The organism is Natrinema sp. H-ect4, from assembly GCF_041894845.1.
In the GTDB taxonomy this organism is placed as follows: Archaea; Halobacteriota; Halobacteria; order Halobacteriales; family Natrialbaceae; genus Natrinema.
This window is the reverse complement of record NZ_JBHDYC010000001.1, coordinates 556,853-572,950: the sequence shown is the minus strand read 5'-3', so window position 1 is coordinate 572,950 and position 16,098 is coordinate 556,853. Positions and strand designations below refer to the sequence as shown.

The window sequence follows — 16,098 nt, the reverse complement described above, 5'->3', positions numbered from 1 at the left end:
TATATTCGCGTCCCGCACGTATTGGCAGCCGTGACCGGGTACGAGGCCATCGTCTACGATCTGGACGGAACGCTCGTCGATCTCGATGTCGACTGGAACGCCGTCGCCGTCGACGTCCGCGAGGTGTACACCGCCGCGAACGTCGACCCGCCGAGCGACGGGCTCTGGGACATGCTCGAGGTCGCGGCCGACGTGGGGCTGGCCGATGAGGTGGAAGCCGCTATCGCGGCCCACGAGCACGACGGGGCGCGGACCTCCGTTCGACTCGCACATGCCGACGAACTGCTCGAGCGGTCGCTGCCGGCGGGCGTCTGTTCGCTCAATTGCGAGCGAGCGTGTCGGATCGCGCTCGACGAACACGCGCTCGACGACGCGGTCGATGCCGTCGTCGGTCGCGATACGGTCGACACGTGGAAACCGGATCCGGAACCGTTGCTTGCGACGGTTCGAGTCCTCGAGGTCGAGCCGGCGGCGGCGCTATTTATCGGTGATTCCGCGCGCGATCGACACGCCGCAGAACGAGCGGGAATGGACTTCGAGTACGTCGGCGAGGGGCCGTCGGGCGTCTGAGCGCTCGGCTCGAGCCCGTTAGGTCTGCGTTCGCTTCGCGTAGGCGAAGACGACGATCGACGTGACTAACCAGACGGGCGCACCGACTCGGATCGCGAACTCGACCCGGTCGGCCCACGTCGGGAGGGTCGCCGCCGTGGATAGCAGGACGACGACCGGCGCGCCGACCAGAATGGTTGCGACGAAGGTCGTCTGCATCACCCAGCCGTAATCGATGCCGTCGGGTGAGGTCGTTTCGACGGGTTCTGGCACGTGTGAGTATCGCGACCGACTCCTCTTAAGCGCCGCGGATACGGCCCCAGCGGACCCTCGACCGTCACTGGCGGAAGAACAACGCTGTTTAGTTCTCGGCGGCTAAGCTGTGGGTATGCCTACCGTGCGGGATCTCAGAGCGAAGGCCGGTGACGAGCCGATCACGATGCTGACCGCGTACGACGCGCCGACGGCGGCGGTCGTCGACGAGGCTGGCGTCGACATCATCCTCGTCGGTGACAGCCTTGGAAACACCAATCTGGGGTACGAGACGACGCTCCCGGTTACCGTCGACGACATGGCTCGCCACACCGGTGCGGTCGCCCGCGCGACCGACGACGCCCTCGTCGTCGCCGACATGCCGTTTCTCTCGATCGGGGTCGACGAGGCGGCGAGCGTCGAGAACGCGGGCCGGATGCTCAAAGAGGAGGACGCCCACGCGGTCAAACTCGAGTGCGGGCCCCACACCGTCGAGCTAACCGAGAAACTGGTCCGGCTCGGAATTCCCGTGATGGCCCACCTTGGACTGACGCCCCAGCACGTCAACCAGTACGGCGGCTATCCGCGGCAGGGGACGGATCGGGATGGAGCCGAGCGCATCCTCGAACTGGCCGAAGCCCACGAGGCGGCCGGGGCGTTCTCGCTCGTCCTCGAGCACGTGCCGTCGAATCTCGCGGCCGACGTGACCGCGGCGCTGGACATTCCGACGATCGGGATCGGTGCCGGCCCGGACTGCGACGGACAGGTGCTCGTCGTCGACGACGCGATCGGGCTCAGCGAGTGGTCGCCCTCCTTCTCGAAACGGTTCGGGAACGTCCGCGAGGAGATGGAGTCCGCGGTCGGGGAGTACGTCTCAGCGGTCGAATCCGGCGAGTTCCCCGCCGACGAACACAGTCACGAGGAGAGCGATCTCGAGGACATTTACTGAGCCGTCGTCGCCCGGCCCGATAGCGGAGATCGGCCCCCTCGTGATCTCGAGTCGGTTCTCAGTACCAGTCTCGATTTCGGTCACCGTCGATCTCCGACAGGAATTCGTCGACGACCGTGTTGAACGCGGTCGGCCGCTCGATCATCGCCAGATGTGCAGCGTCCTCGATCTCGACGAGTCTGGCCTCGTCGATTTCATCGGCGAGGTACTCGTGAAACCACGGCGGGGTCAACTGGTCGTACTCCCCATACACTGCGAGCGTGGGTGTGTCGATCTCGTCGACGCGATCGCGAACGTCGAACTCGTGGCTGGTTAGAAAGTCCCGGCGCGTGACCGCCTGGCCGGTATCGTGCATCCGTTCCATTGATCGCTCGCGGAGACCCGAGTCGGGGTCGTGAAAGAGCCGATCCGGGCCGTGGAGGAATTCGACCGCGCGCTCGAAATCGGACCGAAGCCACGCCAGGAGATCCTCGAGCACGCCGAGTCGAGCGCCGGTCCCCGTCAGGACGGCCGCCGCGGGATCGAACTCGCGCTCGAGCAAGATGTGGAGGACGACGGCACCGCCGAGGGAGTTTCCGACGAGGACCGCCGCGTCGGTCGCCTCGACGACGGCCAGCACGTCGTCGGCGTAGGCCGACAGCGCCGAGTACCCCGCGCTGGCATCGATGTCATCCGACTCACCGTGGCCGCTGAGGTCGACCGTGACGAGCGGTGCGTGATCCGCGAGCGGCCGCTGTCCGTCCCAGACGTCGTGAGACCCGCCGCTCCCATGGATACAACAGATAGGTGGTCCGTCGCTGCCCCGGTCGACGACCTCGTACGCCGTCTCCCGTCCGTAGTGTGTTACCGTTTCCATACGGAACGACACAACCGGAACCGGCATAAAGACTCGATTCGGTGGAGACCGGAGTACGCCAGCAACGAGGATATTATCGTTCCGAACCAATCGGGTATCACTGGACCGATCGCATAACCGCGTGAACTCACAGTATGAACGTGAACTACGAACAATCACTTTCCAGCCGATACGCTGCCCTCATGCGGTCTGTCGGCGAAACATATATATGTGAGTGGCGCTTACCTTGGGTTAGTTACAGCATGACTCTCGAACAATTCACCCTCGACGAGGGGCAGGTGGCCCGCCGGTACGAATACGACGACAGCACGGTGATGGCTGTCGACTTCGGTACCGAAGAAGCCGATGCGTCGGTCGACGTTGTCGACGACACGGTTATTGTCGTCCTCACCGACGATCAGTACGAAATCGAACTCCCTGCGAATAGCGAGAACCCGCACACGTTTATCAAAAACGGCGTTCTCACTGTCGAATTGGAGGAGGAACGATGAAACTCACTGTCAAACCACTCAAACAGAAGGACGCCGGCCGCGGACTGGCCGCGATCGACCGCGTCTCCATGAACGAACTCGACCTCGAGAACGGGGACTACATCGTCATCAAGGGCAAGAGCGAGGCACAGGCTGTCGCTCGCGTCTGGCCCGGCTACCCCGAAGACGAGGGACGCGGTATCGTCCGGATCGACGGCCGCCTGCGTCAGGAGGCTGACGTCGGGATCGACGACAACGTCACCATCGAACCCGCTGACGTCAAACCCGCCAAATCGGTCACCGTGGCGCTGCCACAGAACCTGCGGATCCGCGGTGACATCGGGCCACTCGTCCGCGACAAGCTGAGCGGGCAGGCCGTTACCGAGGGCCAGACGGTACCGTTCTCGCTCTCGTTCGGGCCCATGGCCAGCTCCGGTCAGTCGGTCCCGCTGAAGATCGCGAGCACCTCACCGTCGGGTACCGTCGTCATCACGGACTCGACGAGCATCGAGATTTCCGAGACGCCCGCCGAGCAGGTCCAATCCGGCGGCGGTGCGTCCGCGGAGGGCGTCCCGAACGTCGCCTACGAGGACATCGGCGGCCTGGACGACGAACTCGACCAGGTCCGCGAGATGATCGAACTGCCGATGCGCCACCCCGAGCTGTTCCAACAGCTGGGCATCGAGCCGCCGAAGGGCGTCCTCCTGCACGGCCCGCCGGGCACGGGGAAGACCCTGATGGCCAAGGCCGTCGCAAACGAGATCGACGCCCACTTCGAGACAATCTCCGGGCCGGAGATCATGTCGAAGTACTACGGCGAGAGCGAAGAGAAACTCCGGGAGGTCTTCGAGGACGCCGAAGAGAACGCTCCCGCGATCGTCTTCATCGACGAGCTCGACTCCATCGCCGCCAAACGTGAAGAGGCCGGCGGTGACGTCGAACGACGCGTCGTCGCCCAACTGCTCAGCCTGATGGACGGCCTCGAGGAGCGCGGCCGCGTCACGGTCATCGCTGCAACCAACCGCGTCGACGCCATCGACCCCGCGCTCCGACGCGGCGGTCGCTTCGACCGCGAAATCGAGATCGGCGTCCCCGACAAGGCGGGTCGCAAGGAGATCCTGCAGGTCCACACCCGCGGGATGCCCCTCGACGAGGGGATCGACCTCGATCAGTACGCCGAGAACACGCACGGCTTCGTCGGTGCCGACCTCGAGTCGCTCGCCCGCGAGAGCGCGATGAACGCGCTCCGGCGGATCCGCCCCGAACTCGATCTCGAGTCCGAGGAGATCGACGCCGACGTGCTCGACTCGCTGGAGGTCTCTGAACGGGACTTCAAGGAGGCGCTCAAGGGCATCCAGCCCTCTGCGATGCGCGAGGTCTTCGTCGAAGTCCCCGACGTCATCTGGAACGACGTCGGCGGACTCGGCGAGACCAAAGAGCAACTGCGCGAGACGATCCAGTGGCCGCTCGACTACCCCGAGGTGTTCGAGCAGATGGACATGCAGGCCGCCAAGGGCGTCCTCATGTACGGCCCGCCGGGCACCGGGAAGACCCTGCTCGCCAAGGCTGTCGCCAACGAGGCCCAGTCGAACTTCATCTCGATCAAAGGCCCCGAACTGCTGAACAAGTACGTCGGGGAGTCCGAGAAGGGCGTTCGCGAGGTCTTCGAGAAGGCGCGGTCGAACGCACCGACCGTGATCTTCTTCGACGAGATCGACTCGATCGCTGGCGAACGCGGCCAGCGACAGGGCGACTCCGGCGTCGGCGAACGCGTCGTCTCTCAGCTCCTGACGGAACTGGACGGCCTCGAGGAACTCGAGGACGTCGTCGTGATCGCCACGACCAACCGGCCGGATCTGATCGACAGCGCCCTGCTCCGTCCCGGTCGACTCGACCGCCACGTCCACGTGCCGGTCCCCGACGAGGACGCTCGCAAGGCGATCTTCGAGGTCCACACCCGCGACAAGCCGCTGGCCGAATCGGTCGACCTCGAGTGGCTCGCCGGTCGGACGGACGGCTACGTCGGTGCCGACATCGAAGCGGTCTGCCGAGAGGCCTCGATGGCCGCCAGCCGCGAGTTCATCAACTCGGTCGACCCCGATGAGATGGCTGACACCATCGGCAACGTCCGCATCAGCCGCGACCACTTCGAGCACGCGCTCGAGGAGGTCAACCCGAGCGTCGCTCCCGAAACCCGGGAGCAATACGAGGAACTCGAAGAGCAGTTCCAGCAGGCCGAACCGGGCCAGGACGAACAGCTCGGCCGCACCTTCCAGTAAGGTCGACGGCCACAGTCGTCGTTCGGTCCGCGAATAGCAATTCTTCTTTGCGAGTAATCGTTCCCGCTTGCAGTCGGTGACCGCCGGTCATCGTCTGCACGGCGGTCAGTGACTGGCAGCATACCACGAGGTACCTACATATTCCGTTCGCTCGTAGTTCTCCTATAGTAGCCACTGAAACGATTCACACACTGATCGGACAGCTGTCGTTCGATCAGACGTGCAATGACTTGCAGTGGCTACTATAGCGGAACGCGAGCCGATTCCAATGCATCAATCCAAAGCGGAGCTGACAGTCGGTATGGAAACGCCGGGCGCGACGATCCAACAGCAGGCGGGGTTCGGTGTGGCAACCGAACACGATGACCTGGCCGCGGAACACTTCCGTGTGAGCGCGGGAACCGATCTCACGCCCCTGCTGGAGGGGCTTCAGGATGACACGTGCCAGTGTCCCCACTGGGGGTACGTGATAGACGGAGCGATCTCCGTTCGGTACGCCGACGGCTCGGAGGCGGTCGACAACGCCGGAGATCTCGTCTACTGGCCGCCGGGCCACACGCTCTGGGTGGACGAAGACACGGAGTTCATCCTCTTTAGCCCGCACGAGGAGCACACGGACGTCTTCGAACATATGGCGGCCAAAATGGGTGAATAACGATGGCGACGACACAAAACCAGGAGATGGCGGCGATACCGTGTCCGTACTGCGAGCAGGAAACGACCATTTCGGTTCCGGACGGAGACGTAGAACTCGAGGTCAGACGATCCGTCGCACTTTACGGCGATCATACGACCGTCGAGTGTTCTGCCGGTCACAGGTTCTGGGTGTACTTCTGCTGACGGCCAGCACTCGTGAGTACAGACTCTGAACCTGCACGCGGTCCCCGGTGGATAGCGAGGGTGGGCTGCGTGATTCAGCCAACTCGCAAGCGGCTTCCTCAGTGTGTGACGTCGACCGGTTCGAGATCCGCCAGTACCTCGTCGGCGTGGCCCTCCGGGGAGACCCCTTCGTACACCGCTTCGATCCGCCCGTCCGGATCCACGATGTAGGTGTTCCGGAAGACGCCGTCGAAGGTGTTGCCGAACATCTGTTTCTCGCCGTAGGAGTCATACAGCGTCGCGACTTCGCCGAACTCGTCGGACAGCAGGTCGAACTCGAGATCGTAGTCGGCCGCGAAGTCCGCGAGGTCGTCGACCGGATCGTCGCTGATCCCGACGACCGCGGCGTCGCGGTCCGCGAGTTGCGAGAGCGCGTCGTTGAACCCGCGGGCCTCGGTCGTACAGCCCTCAGTGTTGGCGCGAGGGTAGAAGTAGACGACGAGTCGCTGCCCCTCGAAATCGGAGCGCTTGACCGTCTCGCCGTGTTGATTGAGCAGTTCGAACTCCGGTGCCTCGTCGCCGACATCGAGCATGCACTGGAGTTAGCGAGCGCTCATGTATGCGTTGCGATTTCACACTGCGGTTCGCGAACAGCGTGTCGTCGAGACGAAGCCGTTTCTCACAATAGGGCTCGAGGCGCGCTCACTCGAGGCGCTCGGCCGCCTCCCGATTGACGAGGGGGGCGGCGTTTTGCTCCGGGAGCGTGACGACGTCATCGCTGCTCAGGGTGTACTCGCGGTCGTCGACGCCGAGAATGTCGCCGATATCGCTGGTGATCCTGACGGTCGTGCGATCGACGTCATCGGCCTGCCCGCCGATCCCCGAACCGGCAGCGGATTCCGTCGGTTCCGAATCGATGCCGGCATCCGAATCGGGGCCGGCCGCTGACTGATCCGGCCGGTCGGCCGTCGAATCCGGTGCGTCGTTCCCATCGGTTCGGTCCGCCTCGTTGACCGGCGGACCGTCTCCGCCCGGACCGTCTCCGCCCAGCCCCTCTCCGCCCATGACGTCCGCAGGGGAGACGCCGCCGGAGTCGCCCGTTCCCGGATCCGGGTCGGCGGCGGGACCGATGTCCGCCGATCGATCTTCGGACGGCACCGGTGAAGCGTCGTCCGCGGGCGATCGACCGGACGACTGTTCTCCGGGCTGGTCCGCTGGATCGGTGGACTCACCGGCCGGTGTCGGTCCGGTATTGGTCGCCGCGGGCGCGTCGGTGCCCGAAGCGCCAGCGCCACCTTCGACACCCTCGAGGACGTCAAGGACGCGCGTCTTGTTCGAGCCGATTCGGTCGACGAGATCGTCGAAGAGGTCGGCTTCTTCTGCCGTCAGCCCCTCGTCGTCGGCCGCCATGCCGGCCGCGGCGAGGCTAGCCTGCTTGACGAGTTTTCCCATCCGTCGCTCGTAGATTGCCTCGACGACGTCCTTCGCGGTCTCGATCTCGTCGGTCAGCTGGCCGACCTCGGGCGCGGAAAAGGGGTTGTCGGCCCGCTCGGCGGCGCGGTCGCGTTCGTCCTCGAGGTCGGCGATGTAGTCGCCGACCTCCTGGTAGAACGAGGGGCGCAGATTCTGGAGGCTATCCTTCTGGCGCTCCTTGCTCTGGACCGAACGCAACTCGTCTAGATTCATTCTTTCTCCTTCTCGGCGCGGCCGCGTGCCATCAGGAACACGGCAACGTACTCGGGTAGTGACTGGTCTCCCTCGGAGACCGTAAAGCTATCCCCACCGAGTTCGATCTCCCCGCCGTCGGTGACGTCGACGGTGATCTCATGGCCCGTAAACGTCTCGGGGACGGCGTCGACGAGCGGATCGAAGTCTGCGATCTCGTCGCGCTCGAGGCGGACCGTTTTCAGCCCGCTCCCGCCGTGGAGGCTCCCGGGCAGGCGAATGAGGCGGTTCGTGTCGGTGGTGACCGGCTCGTCGATGGGCGCGTTGTCCCGCTCGACGGCCTGACTCGCGAACCGTTCGGCCAACTGCGAGACTGCAGTGTGGACGGTCACGTTACCGGCCTCGAGTTGCTCTCGATTGTTGCGGGCCGCGTTCAGCGTGGCCGCTGCCTTCCCCTCGCCGATGCCGTCGAACTCCTGCAAGCGCTCGAGGGCCGCGTCGTCGTCCAACTCGAGCAACTCGTCGACGAACTCCATGAAGTGGGCGTGCGTCCGGCCCCCCCAGCCGCCCTCGATCCGGAGCGTGCGGCGTTCGGTCGGCGTCTTTCGCCCGAGCCCCGCGACGGTCTCGGTCTCGATCAGTTCGTCGTACTCGAGGCCGATGCCGCGGACGTAGTCGACGATTTCACGGCGGTGTTCCCGCTCTAAGTGCAGGACGTTTTCGTCCCGGACGTGAACGTGATAGCCGCGGCCGCCCGAAAAGACGATCTCGAGGTCCTCGAATGCGAAGTCATCCTCGAGAAACTCGAGCAGTCGAAACAGGGCGTCCTTACACTTCGCGAGCATCTCGGCGTACGTGTCCTCGCCGAGCGTGACGCTCGGCAAGTGGTCGGCGTCGAGGTCGAAGACGAGATCCGCGGACTGCCAGTCTTTCTCGCTCATCGAACTCGCGCCGGGATCCCGAAATCGCCCCGCGGAGAAATACACGTGTCGCGGGCGCTTTCGGACGAGAAACTCCGACAGATCGCCCAACTCGAGGAGCGAACGGTGGCGGACCATCGTCGTGTCGGGGCCGTCTGTCCAGGGGATGAACCCCCACTCGCGTTCGTTGGCCGCGGGCGGTGGCGTGATCTCTGTCCGCCGGTAGTGATCGCGGAATCTCCCGCGGAGGTAGGCCCTCGTTCGCTCTTCCATACGCTTCGCCTACTCATCGTGGGCCGGGTATAATTGTATTGGACTGACCGTGTGAGTTCGAACGGGACCGACGGGTCGACGACGGTTATCCGTCGGCGCTCCGCTCCGTGGGTCCGTCGACCGTGACGAACCCGTCACCGCGCAAGATCCGTTCGACTCGGCCGTGCCAGGCCTCGGCGAAGGCCGCGCGTTCGTCCGCGGTCGCCTCGCCGTCGATCAGCGACGGGAGGTGCCGTGTGGCCGGTCCGGCATCCGGAATCTTCGAAGTATCGTAGGTGACGCGGACCGTCTCGTCCGTATCGGTTCGCGTGAACTCGTACGTGATGCCCTCCGTGCCGATGGCCCCGAACCGCAGCAAGTCCGTCCGGCCGCCGTGGCCTCCGGCTAGACCGCCGAAGCCGTCCTCGCCGGCGGCACCCGTCACGTACGAGATCAGTCGCGACGTGACGCCGTAACTCGGATCGGTTCGTGGTCCGCCCGCGAGCACAGCGACCTCGCCGCGGACGGGGAGTTCGTCCGGATAGAGTGCCTCGAGTCCGTCCGTGACAATCCGGTACGCACCGGCCGCCGTGGGACAGGAGTGACCGGCTATTTTTACGACGTCCCTGTACGTGACGACGAACGGGTCGCCGGGCTCGAGGACGGCAAGCGCTTCTGCAACGGGGTCTCGAAGTCGGATCGGCTCGATGTCAGTGTAGTCGACGGTCCAGTTCGTTCGGTCTGTTTCGTGGGTCGATTGAGTCATTATCGGATCTGTGATCGCAGTGGTCGTCGTCAGTACCGCAGCAGCCGCATCCCGTTGAGGATGACCAGTAGCACGCTTCCGATGTGAACGAGCATGCCGCCCGCCATGTGGACGTAGCCCGCGAAGACGCCGGCCAGCAGCAGGGCGACCGTCGCCACGGCGACGGCGACGTTCTCGAAGATGTTCCACCGGGTCGCCTTGCTGAGCGTCACGGCGTACGGAATGCGTGTCAGGTCGTCGGCCATCAGCGCCATGTCCGCCGTCTCGATCGCGGTGTCGGTTCCGGCGGCACCCATCGCGATGCCGACGTCGGCGGTCGCCAGCGAGGGCGCGTCGTTGATGCCGTCGCCGACCATCGCCACGACGTGGCCCTCGTCCTGAAACGACCGGATGGCGTCCTGTTTCTCCTCGGGCAGTAGCGCCGCCCGGTAGTCGTCAATATCGACCGTTTCGGCGGCGCTGCGTGCCGTTCGTTCGTTGTCACCGGTCAGCATCACCGTGCGGACGCCGGCGTCTTTCAGTGCCGCCACGACGCCGGCCGCGTCGGGACGGAGTTCGTCCCGGAGCGAAACGATGCCGACGACGTTCCCGTCGAGAACGACGTGAACCGCGGTCTCACCGGTCGCCTCGCGCTCGCGAAGGCGGTCGGTGATCCGGGTCGGAACATCTATCCCACGGTCCTCGAGGAGCGCGCGGTTGCCGACGAGGATCCGACGGCCGTCGTACCGGGCGACGACGCCTTTCCCGGCGACGACTTCGAACTCGTCGGGATCGGGAATCGTCGGACGTTCGACGACCGCGCCGCCATCGGTGCGGTGCTCCGACGAGGGTCGTCTCGCGACGGTCGACTCACCGCCGTCGGTCGCGTGGACAGTACCGGCTCCGTCCCCCGCCCCGGCAGCCTCGAGAACGGCGTCCGCGAGGTGGTGTTCGCTCTTCTTCTCCGCGATGGCCGCGTAGCGGAGCACCTCGTCGTCGGCGGTACCGAACCCCTCGACGTGCGAAACGGTCGTCTCGCCTCTCGTCAGGGTCCCGGTCTTGTCGAACGCGACGAGGTCGATCTTGCCGGCCGTCTCGAGGTGCTCGCCGCCTTTCATAAGCACACCCGAGCGCGCGGCGTTGCCGATGGCGCTGACGATGCTGACCGGCGGGCCGATGACGAGCGCCCCGGGACAGCCGATGACGAGCAGCGTCAGCGACACGATGGCGCTCCCGGTACTCGCGTACGTCCCGACCGCCAGCACGATGATCGCGGGCGTGTAGTATTTCGCGAAGCGCTCGATGATCGTCTCCGTCGGCGCTTTCGCCTCCTGGGCCTCCTCGACCCGGCGGACGATCCGCTCGAGCGTCGTGTCCGAGCCGGTGTCCGTGGCGGCGACCTCGAGTGCCCCCTCCTGATTGACCGTCCCGGCGTAAACCTCGTCGCCGGCCGATTTGTGGACGGGCGCGCTTTCGCCGGTGACTGGGGCCTGATCGATCGCACTCTCGCCGTCGGTGACCTCGCCGTCGACGGGGACCTTTGTGCCGGGCTTGACGATCACTGTCTCGCCCGGTTCGACCTCGCGAGCCGGTACCTCAAGGTCTTCGCCGTTCCGGCGAACGACCGCTGTGTCCGGTGTCATTTCGAGTAGCTCCTGGAGCGCGTTTCGAGTCTTGCTCATCGTCCGCGCCTCGAGGTAGTTCCCGAGCGCGAACAGGAAGACGACGGCGCCGGCCTCCCAGTACTCGCCGATGACGATCGCGCCGATCGCGGCCAGGGTGACGAGGATGTTGATGCCGACGGTGCCGCTGCGTAGCGTATAGGAGGCCTTCTTCGCGACGTCGTACCCGCCGACGACCGCCGCGAGGATCACGAGCACCGCGCTTGCCTGATCGAGGTCGTGGGCGTAGCCGAGGATCCAGCCACCCGCGAGGAGCAGGCCGCTGGCGGCGACGATGACCGGCTGTCGGTGTTTCCGGAAGTATCGGTTAAGATTCACTAGCCGTCACCGTTCCTGGGGCGTATACCCCTGGTTCGAAATCGTCCGTTCGAAGACGTCGGGATCGACGGTGCCCTCGTCGTACTCGATTTCGACGCGCCCGGTCGTGTAATGGACCTCGACGCGCTCGACGCCGTCAGTTTTCGAAAGCGATCGTTCGACGTTGCTCGCACACGTCGGGCAGTCGAAGTCGGTCACGCGGTATTCTTCGGTTCGGGTCATTGCGTCTCGAATAGGCCTACGTACCCCGTCCGTAAATATATCACTCAAATGACCTGTTTGAGTTCCATCACGGTCGATTCCACCGGTGAAACGACTCGTCTAGACGGTCGCGCGGTCTGAGCGACTTATACGGGTCGCGGCCTAACGGCCGGGTAACCGATGCCCGAATTCACGTCTGACGTGACGATCGAAGACATCGCAGTCCGGGACACGAACGTCTCGAGCGCCGTCGACGAACCGGTCCGTGCGATGATCCTCGACATGCTCGCCGAAGAGACGCTCTCCGTGGCGGAGATCGACGACGACCTGGAAGGACGGGGCTACGACCGGACGCTCAATACGGTTCGTCACCACGTCAACGAACTCCGCGACGCGGGTCTCGTCGAGGTCGCCCGGCTCGAGGAACACAACGGCGGGACGACCAAGTACTACCGTGCGAACACGATCGTTCTCTCGTACGCACTTCCCGACGATGCACGGGACGATATCGGGGAAATGGCCCACGCTCTCGCACCCGACGTGGCCGCTCTCGTGGCGGACCTCAAAGCGGAGTACGGCGAAACCATAGATCGGATCGCTGACGAGATGGCGCCCTGTGCGCACTGTCGGAGCCAGAAGTACGAAACGTACCTGCTGCTGACGGTTCTCCGTCGAGCGTTCGTCGAGGGAACCGTCCGGAACGAGAGGGACGACCCACCGACTCGTTGAGGGCCGCCGAGACCACGACCTGCTCGTTACCGCCGGATCAGGTCGGAAATCCGATCGGCGATACCGACGTCCGAGCCGAGTTTCAGGTAGTAGGCGTCGCCGCCGTCCTCGTAATAGTCGTCGATCCGCCGTTTGATCTCGAAGCCGAGATACTCGTAGAACTGTAACGCGTTTTCGTTGCTCGTCCGGGCGTGACACGTAATCGTATCGTGGTCCTCCGCGACGTGGGCGACGAGCCGTTTGCCGACGCCCTGGCCGCGGAATTCGGGGTCCACGGCCAGAAAGAGAATGTACCCGTCGCGTCGAACGGCGGCGAATCCGACGAGGTCGCTGTCCTGAACGTAACAGTGTACCTTCGACCGGCGATACGCATCAGTAAAGAAGTCGTACCGCTGTTTGAGCACATCCTCCTGACGATTGATCTCCTCCTTTAGCTGCCAGGCTTCGTCGACGTAATCGTCGCTCCCCGGGGCGACGACGCGACTGTCGATGTTGACGCTCACTACCACAGCATACCATCGTGGTCAATATAATTCCACCGGCAGTCAACGCTCCGGAACGTCAGACAGCAATGTATTCGCTGGCAGTTCTACCTGAACGTGACTCCCGACCAGAAGAAACTGCGGGCGATGGGGCCGAAACGACGGACATAGGGGGCCGGACGTAAAATCCCAATTGGACATGGGATTCGAACTCCGCGATCATACGGCCGATATCGCGGTCTCGGCGACCGGCGAATCGCTCGAGGGGGTTTTCGGCTCGGTAGCCGACGGCCTCGCGGCCGCGTCGTGCGACGAGATTCCGGACGAGGCCGGCGATCGGTTTTCGGTGACCGTGACCGCGGAGAACCGCGAAGCACTGTTGTTCGACTTCCTCGACGAACTGATCTACCTGCGAGACACCCGAGTGGAACTCCCCGTCGACCATCGGGTCGAATCGATCGAACGCACCGAGTCGGCTGACGGTTCCGAGGCGTTCCGTCTCGAGGCCAGCGCACGCGGCGTCCCACTCGCCGAGATCGACGCACGAGAAGTAAAAGCAGTGACGTATTCGGAGATGCGCCTCGAGCGAACCGACGACGGCTGGGAGGCGTACGTCGTCTTCGACGTCTGAGCGGTCGGTGGATCCGGCGACGCGAAATCGACTGCCAAGGGAAGCCGCGAGGCGAGACGAACATCTTTCATCGCTGCAGTCCGAGTTTCGCGTATGACCACGTTTGACGCGAACGGCATCACGCTCGAGCGGGTGCGCGAACACGTCTGGGAGATCCCCCAGGAGGGAGACATGCGCGTCCCAGCGCGGGTACTGGCGAGCGAAGCACTGCTCGAGGAGATCAAGGAGGACAACTCCCTCGAGCAGATCAAAAACACGACCCATTTGCCCGGAATAACCAACCACGCGATCTGTATGCCCGACACCCATCAGGGATACGGCTTCCCGGTCGGTGGGGTGGGCGCGCTCGACGCCGAGAACGGCTGTATTTCGCCGGGAGCGGTCGGCTATGACATCAATTGCGGCGTACGGATGATGCGGACGAACCTGACCTACGACGAAGTGCAGGGCCACGAGGAGGAGCTCGTCGACTCGCTATTCGCCAACATCCCGTCAGGTCTCGGCGGGGGCGGCATCGTCGAAGCCGGCGTCGATACGATCGACGAAATCCTCGCCCGCGGTGTCGACTGGGCGCTCGAGAACGGCCACGCCGTCGAGGACGACCTCCTGCACTGCGAGGACGAAGGGATGCGCGAGGGCGCGGATCCGGATAAGATCAGCCAGAAAGCGAAAGACCGCGGGAAGAACCAGATCGGCTCGCTGGGCTCTGGGAACCACTTCCTCGAGGTCCAGCGCGTGACCGACGTCTTCGATTCGGGCGTGGGCGAGGCCTACGGGCTCGAGGAAGACCAGATCGTCGTGTTGATCCACTGTGGCTCCCGCGGACTGGGCCATCAGACCTGCAACGACTACCTGCGGAAGATCGAGCAACAACACAAGGGGCTGTTGGACCAGTTGCCCGACAAGGAACTCGCGGCCGCGCCCGCGGGATCACAACTCGCCGAGGACTACTACGGCGCGATGAACGCGGCGATCAACTTCGCGTGGGTCAACCGGCAGCTGATCATGCACCGCACGCGGCAGGTCTTCGAGCGCGTCTTCGATCGATCCTGGGAGTCGATGGAGATGGACCTGCTGTACGACGTGGCACACAACATCGCGAAGAAGGAGACCCATACCGTGAACGACGAGGGCGACGAGCGCGAACTCTATGTTCACCGCAAGGGCGCGACGCGAGCGTTCCCCGCCGGCCACCCGGAGGTTCCGAAGGCGTACCGCGATGTCGGCCAACCGGTGATCATCCCCGGCAGCATGGGCGCGGGCAGCTACGTCCTCCGGGGCGGCGAGAACTCGATGGAGCTGACCTTCGGCTCGACCGCTCACGGTGCGGGTCGGCTGATGAGTCGCACGCAGGCCAAAAACGAGTTCTGGGGCGGCGACGTCCAGCAGGGCCTCGAGGACCAGCAGGCGATCTACGTCAAGGCCCAGTCGGGAGCAACGATCGCCGAGGAAGCGCCGGGCGTCTACAAGGACGTCGACGAGGTCGTCCGCGTCTCCGACGAACTCGGTATCGGCGACAAGGTGGCACGGACGTTCCCCGTCTGTAACATCAAGGGCTAATCGGGTTACATCCGCTACTTCGGACAAGCAGAAGAATCACGTATTTCTGTAGAATACACGGGATATGCGCGTCAGTGCCGACGACGGTCATCTTTCTCTCCCGAAATCGATTCGGGAACAGTTCGGTGAGGAATTCGAACTCATCGAGCGTAGCGACCGACTGATTCTCGTCCCGGTTCCAGACGAGCCGCTCGAGGCGCTTCGAGACGAGACCGCTGCGAGCGAGAAAACAGTAGCACAACTCGAGGAGAGCGCACTGAAAGAGGCGCTCGAAGAAGCTGGCGAGTGAAACACTGAAACCGAGTTCGATAGAATCGGATTGCGACGGCGACGCTGACCGGGTCGAATGAGAAGAACGAAACTATCTGTCGGTGCGCTCGATTGCTACTTTACGCGGAACGGACTCTCGTCGTCCTCGTCCGTTTCGCGACCGTCATCGTTGTCCTCGCTCTCGTACGGCTTCCGCGCCGTGATCGTCACGGTCGCCTCGGGGTCGTCCTCGTCGGCCCACGGGCTGTCGTAGGCCGAAATCTCGAGGTCGGTCACGTCCCATCCCTCCTCCTCGACGAGTTCCACGAGCCGGCGCTGGTCCGCGAGCATGTCCTCGTCCATAGCGTCTCGTTCGAGCGGCGGAGAGGTATGTCTTCCGTCGGAAGGTGAGAGGTCCCGTTCTGTGGGACACCCGCCCCGTCTGATCTCGCGGTCCTGATAATTCGGTGCGAACTCTCGAGTCGAACGT

The 16,098-nt window shown here is 64.3% G+C and carries 20 protein-coding genes; 10 read left to right on the top strand and 10 right to left on the bottom strand.

What is annotated here, in order from left to right; all coding sequences use genetic code 11:
• The first annotated feature begins 30 nt into the window (after window positions 1-30).
• Window positions 31-570: an HAD family hydrolase gene (locus ACEWFR_RS02730; RefSeq protein WP_374059584.1), complete on the top strand. Its 540-nt coding sequence runs from the start codon at window positions 31-33 to the stop codon at window positions 568-570.
• An 18-nt stretch (window positions 571-588) separates the two neighbouring features.
• On the opposite strand, the gene ACEWFR_RS02725 is transcribed toward ACEWFR_RS02730, so the two are convergent.
• Entirely contained in the window at window positions 589-822 is a 234-nt protein-coding gene (locus ACEWFR_RS02725; protein ID WP_374059583.1) for a DUF5822 domain-containing protein, read from the bottom strand.
• A gap of 115 nt (window positions 823-937) precedes the next feature.
• Between ACEWFR_RS02725 and panB the strand changes: the two genes are divergently transcribed.
• Window positions 938-1,750: a 3-methyl-2-oxobutanoate hydroxymethyltransferase gene (gene panB, locus ACEWFR_RS02720; RefSeq protein ID WP_374059582.1), complete on the top strand. Its 813-nt coding sequence runs from the start codon at window positions 938-940 to the stop codon at window positions 1,748-1,750.
• 58 nt (window positions 1,751-1,808) lie between these two features.
• Here the strand turns inward: panB and ACEWFR_RS02715 are convergent, their stop codons facing one another.
• Window positions 1,809-2,606, bottom strand: a complete 798-nt coding sequence (locus ACEWFR_RS02715) for an alpha/beta fold hydrolase (RefSeq protein ID WP_374059581.1) — start codon at window positions 2,604-2,606, stop codon at window positions 1,809-1,811.
• A 242-nt stretch (window positions 2,607-2,848) separates the two neighbouring features.
• Between ACEWFR_RS02715 and ACEWFR_RS02710 the strand changes: the two genes are divergently transcribed.
• The 4 genes from ACEWFR_RS02710 to ACEWFR_RS02695 all read left to right on the top strand — a co-directional run bounded on the left by ACEWFR_RS02710 (window position 2,849) and on the right by ACEWFR_RS02695 (window position 6,195).
• Window positions 2,849-3,097, top strand: coding sequence for an Hsp20/alpha crystallin family protein (locus ACEWFR_RS02710; protein ID WP_374059580.1), 249 nt, complete (start codon window positions 2,849-2,851; stop codon window positions 3,095-3,097).
• Entirely contained in the window at window positions 3,094-5,355 is a 2,262-nt protein-coding gene (locus tag ACEWFR_RS02705) for a CDC48 family AAA ATPase (protein WP_374059579.1), read from the top strand. The genes ACEWFR_RS02710 and ACEWFR_RS02705 overlap by 4 nt, the downstream gene beginning before the upstream one ends.
• A gap of 268 nt (window positions 5,356-5,623) precedes the next feature.
• Entirely contained in the window at window positions 5,624-6,010 is a 387-nt protein-coding gene (locus tag ACEWFR_RS02700) for a cupin domain-containing protein (protein ID WP_374059578.1), read from the top strand.
• Between the two features lie 2 nt (window positions 6,011-6,012).
• Window positions 6,013-6,195, top strand: coding sequence for a hypothetical protein (locus tag ACEWFR_RS02695; protein WP_374059577.1), 183 nt, complete (start codon window positions 6,013-6,015; stop codon window positions 6,193-6,195).
• A gap of 98 nt (window positions 6,196-6,293) precedes the next feature.
• On the opposite strand, the gene bcp is transcribed toward ACEWFR_RS02695, so the two are convergent.
• From bcp to ACEWFR_RS02665, 6 genes are all read right to left on the bottom strand, one after another.
• The gene (gene bcp, locus ACEWFR_RS02690) at window positions 6,294-6,767 is read right to left on the bottom strand and encodes a thioredoxin-dependent thiol peroxidase (RefSeq protein WP_374059576.1); all 474 of its coding nucleotides are present in this window, start codon (window positions 6,765-6,767) and stop codon (window positions 6,294-6,296) included.
• A gap of 109 nt (window positions 6,768-6,876) precedes the next feature.
• Window positions 6,877-7,860 (bottom strand): hypothetical protein, encoded by a 984-nt coding sequence (locus tag ACEWFR_RS02685; protein WP_374059575.1) that lies wholly within the window; start codon window positions 7,858-7,860, stop codon window positions 6,877-6,879.
• Complete coding sequence (gene priS / locus ACEWFR_RS02680) at window positions 7,857-9,032, bottom strand: DNA primase small subunit PriS (protein ID WP_374059574.1); 1,176 nt, start codon at window positions 9,030-9,032, stop codon at window positions 7,857-7,859. Before priS ends, ACEWFR_RS02685 begins: the two co-directional genes overlap by 4 nt.
• Before the next feature lie 85 nt (window positions 9,033-9,117).
• A complete protein-coding gene (locus ACEWFR_RS02675; RefSeq protein ID WP_374059573.1) occupies window positions 9,118-9,777 on the bottom strand; it encodes a hypothetical protein in 660 nt (219 codons plus the stop codon).
• A 29-nt stretch (window positions 9,778-9,806) separates the two neighbouring features.
• The gene (locus tag ACEWFR_RS02670) at window positions 9,807-11,756 is read right to left on the bottom strand and encodes a heavy metal translocating P-type ATPase (protein ID WP_374059572.1); all 1,950 of its coding nucleotides are present in this window, start codon (window positions 11,754-11,756) and stop codon (window positions 9,807-9,809) included.
• Between the two features lie 6 nt (window positions 11,757-11,762).
• The gene (locus ACEWFR_RS02665; RefSeq protein ID WP_374059571.1) at window positions 11,763-11,978 is read right to left on the bottom strand and encodes a heavy-metal-associated domain-containing protein; all 216 of its coding nucleotides are present in this window, start codon (window positions 11,976-11,978) and stop codon (window positions 11,763-11,765) included.
• A gap of 159 nt (window positions 11,979-12,137) precedes the next feature.
• On the opposite strand from ACEWFR_RS02665, the gene ACEWFR_RS02660 reads away from it, so the two are divergent.
• Window positions 12,138-12,686: a winged helix-turn-helix domain-containing protein gene (locus ACEWFR_RS02660; RefSeq protein WP_374059570.1), complete on the top strand. Its 549-nt coding sequence runs from the start codon at window positions 12,138-12,140 to the stop codon at window positions 12,684-12,686.
• Between the two features lie 26 nt (window positions 12,687-12,712).
• On the opposite strand, the gene ACEWFR_RS02655 is transcribed toward ACEWFR_RS02660, so the two are convergent.
• Window positions 12,713-13,189, bottom strand: coding sequence for a GNAT family N-acetyltransferase (locus ACEWFR_RS02655; RefSeq protein ID WP_374059569.1), 477 nt, complete (start codon window positions 13,187-13,189; stop codon window positions 12,713-12,715).
• A gap of 178 nt (window positions 13,190-13,367) precedes the next feature.
• Here ACEWFR_RS02655 and ACEWFR_RS02650 point away from each other — a divergent pair, with 178 nt between their 5' ends.
• The 3 genes from ACEWFR_RS02650 to ACEWFR_RS02640 all read left to right on the top strand — a co-directional run bounded on the left by ACEWFR_RS02650 (window position 13,368) and on the right by ACEWFR_RS02640 (window position 15,648).
• Window positions 13,368-13,799, top strand: a complete 432-nt coding sequence (locus ACEWFR_RS02650) for an archease (RefSeq protein WP_374059568.1) — start codon at window positions 13,368-13,370, stop codon at window positions 13,797-13,799.
• Window positions 13,800-13,892: 93 nt separating this feature from the next.
• Window positions 13,893-15,359, top strand: coding sequence for an RtcB family protein (locus ACEWFR_RS02645; RefSeq protein WP_374059567.1), 1,467 nt, complete (start codon window positions 13,893-13,895; stop codon window positions 15,357-15,359).
• Between the two features lie 64 nt (window positions 15,360-15,423).
• Complete coding sequence (locus tag ACEWFR_RS02640) at window positions 15,424-15,648, top strand: AbrB/MazE/SpoVT family DNA-binding domain-containing protein (RefSeq protein WP_374059566.1); 225 nt, start codon at window positions 15,424-15,426, stop codon at window positions 15,646-15,648.
• Between the two features lie 95 nt (window positions 15,649-15,743).
• On the opposite strand, the gene ACEWFR_RS02635 is transcribed toward ACEWFR_RS02640, so the two are convergent.
• On the bottom strand, window positions 15,744-15,971 hold the full coding sequence (locus tag ACEWFR_RS02635; protein ID WP_226041843.1) for a hypothetical protein: 228 nt from the start codon (window positions 15,969-15,971) through the stop codon (window positions 15,744-15,746).
• Window positions 15,972-16,098 lie beyond the last annotated feature (127 nt).

Bases quoted from the DNA above. Each gene is read 5' to 3' on its own strand.
- panB (WP_374059582.1), top strand. From the start codon at position 938: ATGCCTACCGTGCGGGATCTCAGAGCGAAGGCCGGTGACGAGCCGATC.
- ACEWFR_RS02715 (WP_374059581.1), bottom strand. From the start codon at position 2,606: ATGGAAACGGTAACACACTACGGACGGGAGACGGCGTACGAGGTCGTC.
- ACEWFR_RS02710 (WP_374059580.1), top strand. From the start codon at position 2,849: ATGACTCTCGAACAATTCACCCTCGACGAGGGGCAGGTGGCCCGCCGG.
- ACEWFR_RS02705 (WP_374059579.1), top strand. From the start codon at position 3,094: ATGAAACTCACTGTCAAACCACTCAAACAGAAGGACGCCGGCCGCGGA.
- ACEWFR_RS02700 (WP_374059578.1), top strand. From the start codon at position 5,624: ATGCATCAATCCAAAGCGGAGCTGACAGTCGGTATGGAAACGCCGGGC.
- ACEWFR_RS02695 (WP_374059577.1), top strand. From the start codon at position 6,013: ATGGCGACGACACAAAACCAGGAGATGGCGGCGATACCGTGTCCGTAC.
- bcp (WP_374059576.1), bottom strand. From the start codon at position 6,767: ATGCTCGATGTCGGCGACGAGGCACCGGAGTTCGAACTGCTCAATCAA.
- ACEWFR_RS02685 (WP_374059575.1), bottom strand. From the start codon at position 7,860: ATGAATCTAGACGAGTTGCGTTCGGTCCAGAGCAAGGAGCGCCAGAAG.
- priS (WP_374059574.1), bottom strand. From the start codon at position 9,032: ATGGAAGAGCGAACGAGGGCCTACCTCCGCGGGAGATTCCGCGATCAC.
- ACEWFR_RS02675 (WP_374059573.1), bottom strand. From the start codon at position 9,777: ATGACTCAATCGACCCACGAAACAGACCGAACGAACTGGACCGTCGAC.
- ACEWFR_RS02665 (WP_374059571.1), bottom strand. From the start codon at position 11,978: ATGACCCGAACCGAAGAATACCGCGTGACCGACTTCGACTGCCCGACG.
- ACEWFR_RS02660 (WP_374059570.1), top strand. From the start codon at position 12,138: ATGCCCGAATTCACGTCTGACGTGACGATCGAAGACATCGCAGTCCGG.
- ACEWFR_RS02650 (WP_374059568.1), top strand. From the start codon at position 13,368: ATGGGATTCGAACTCCGCGATCATACGGCCGATATCGCGGTCTCGGCG.
- ACEWFR_RS02645 (WP_374059567.1), top strand. From the start codon at position 13,893: ATGACCACGTTTGACGCGAACGGCATCACGCTCGAGCGGGTGCGCGAA.
- ACEWFR_RS02640 (WP_374059566.1), top strand. From the start codon at position 15,424: ATGCGCGTCAGTGCCGACGACGGTCATCTTTCTCTCCCGAAATCGATT.
- ACEWFR_RS02635 (WP_226041843.1), bottom strand. From the start codon at position 15,971: ATGGACGAGGACATGCTCGCGGACCAGCGCCGGCTCGTGGAACTCGTC.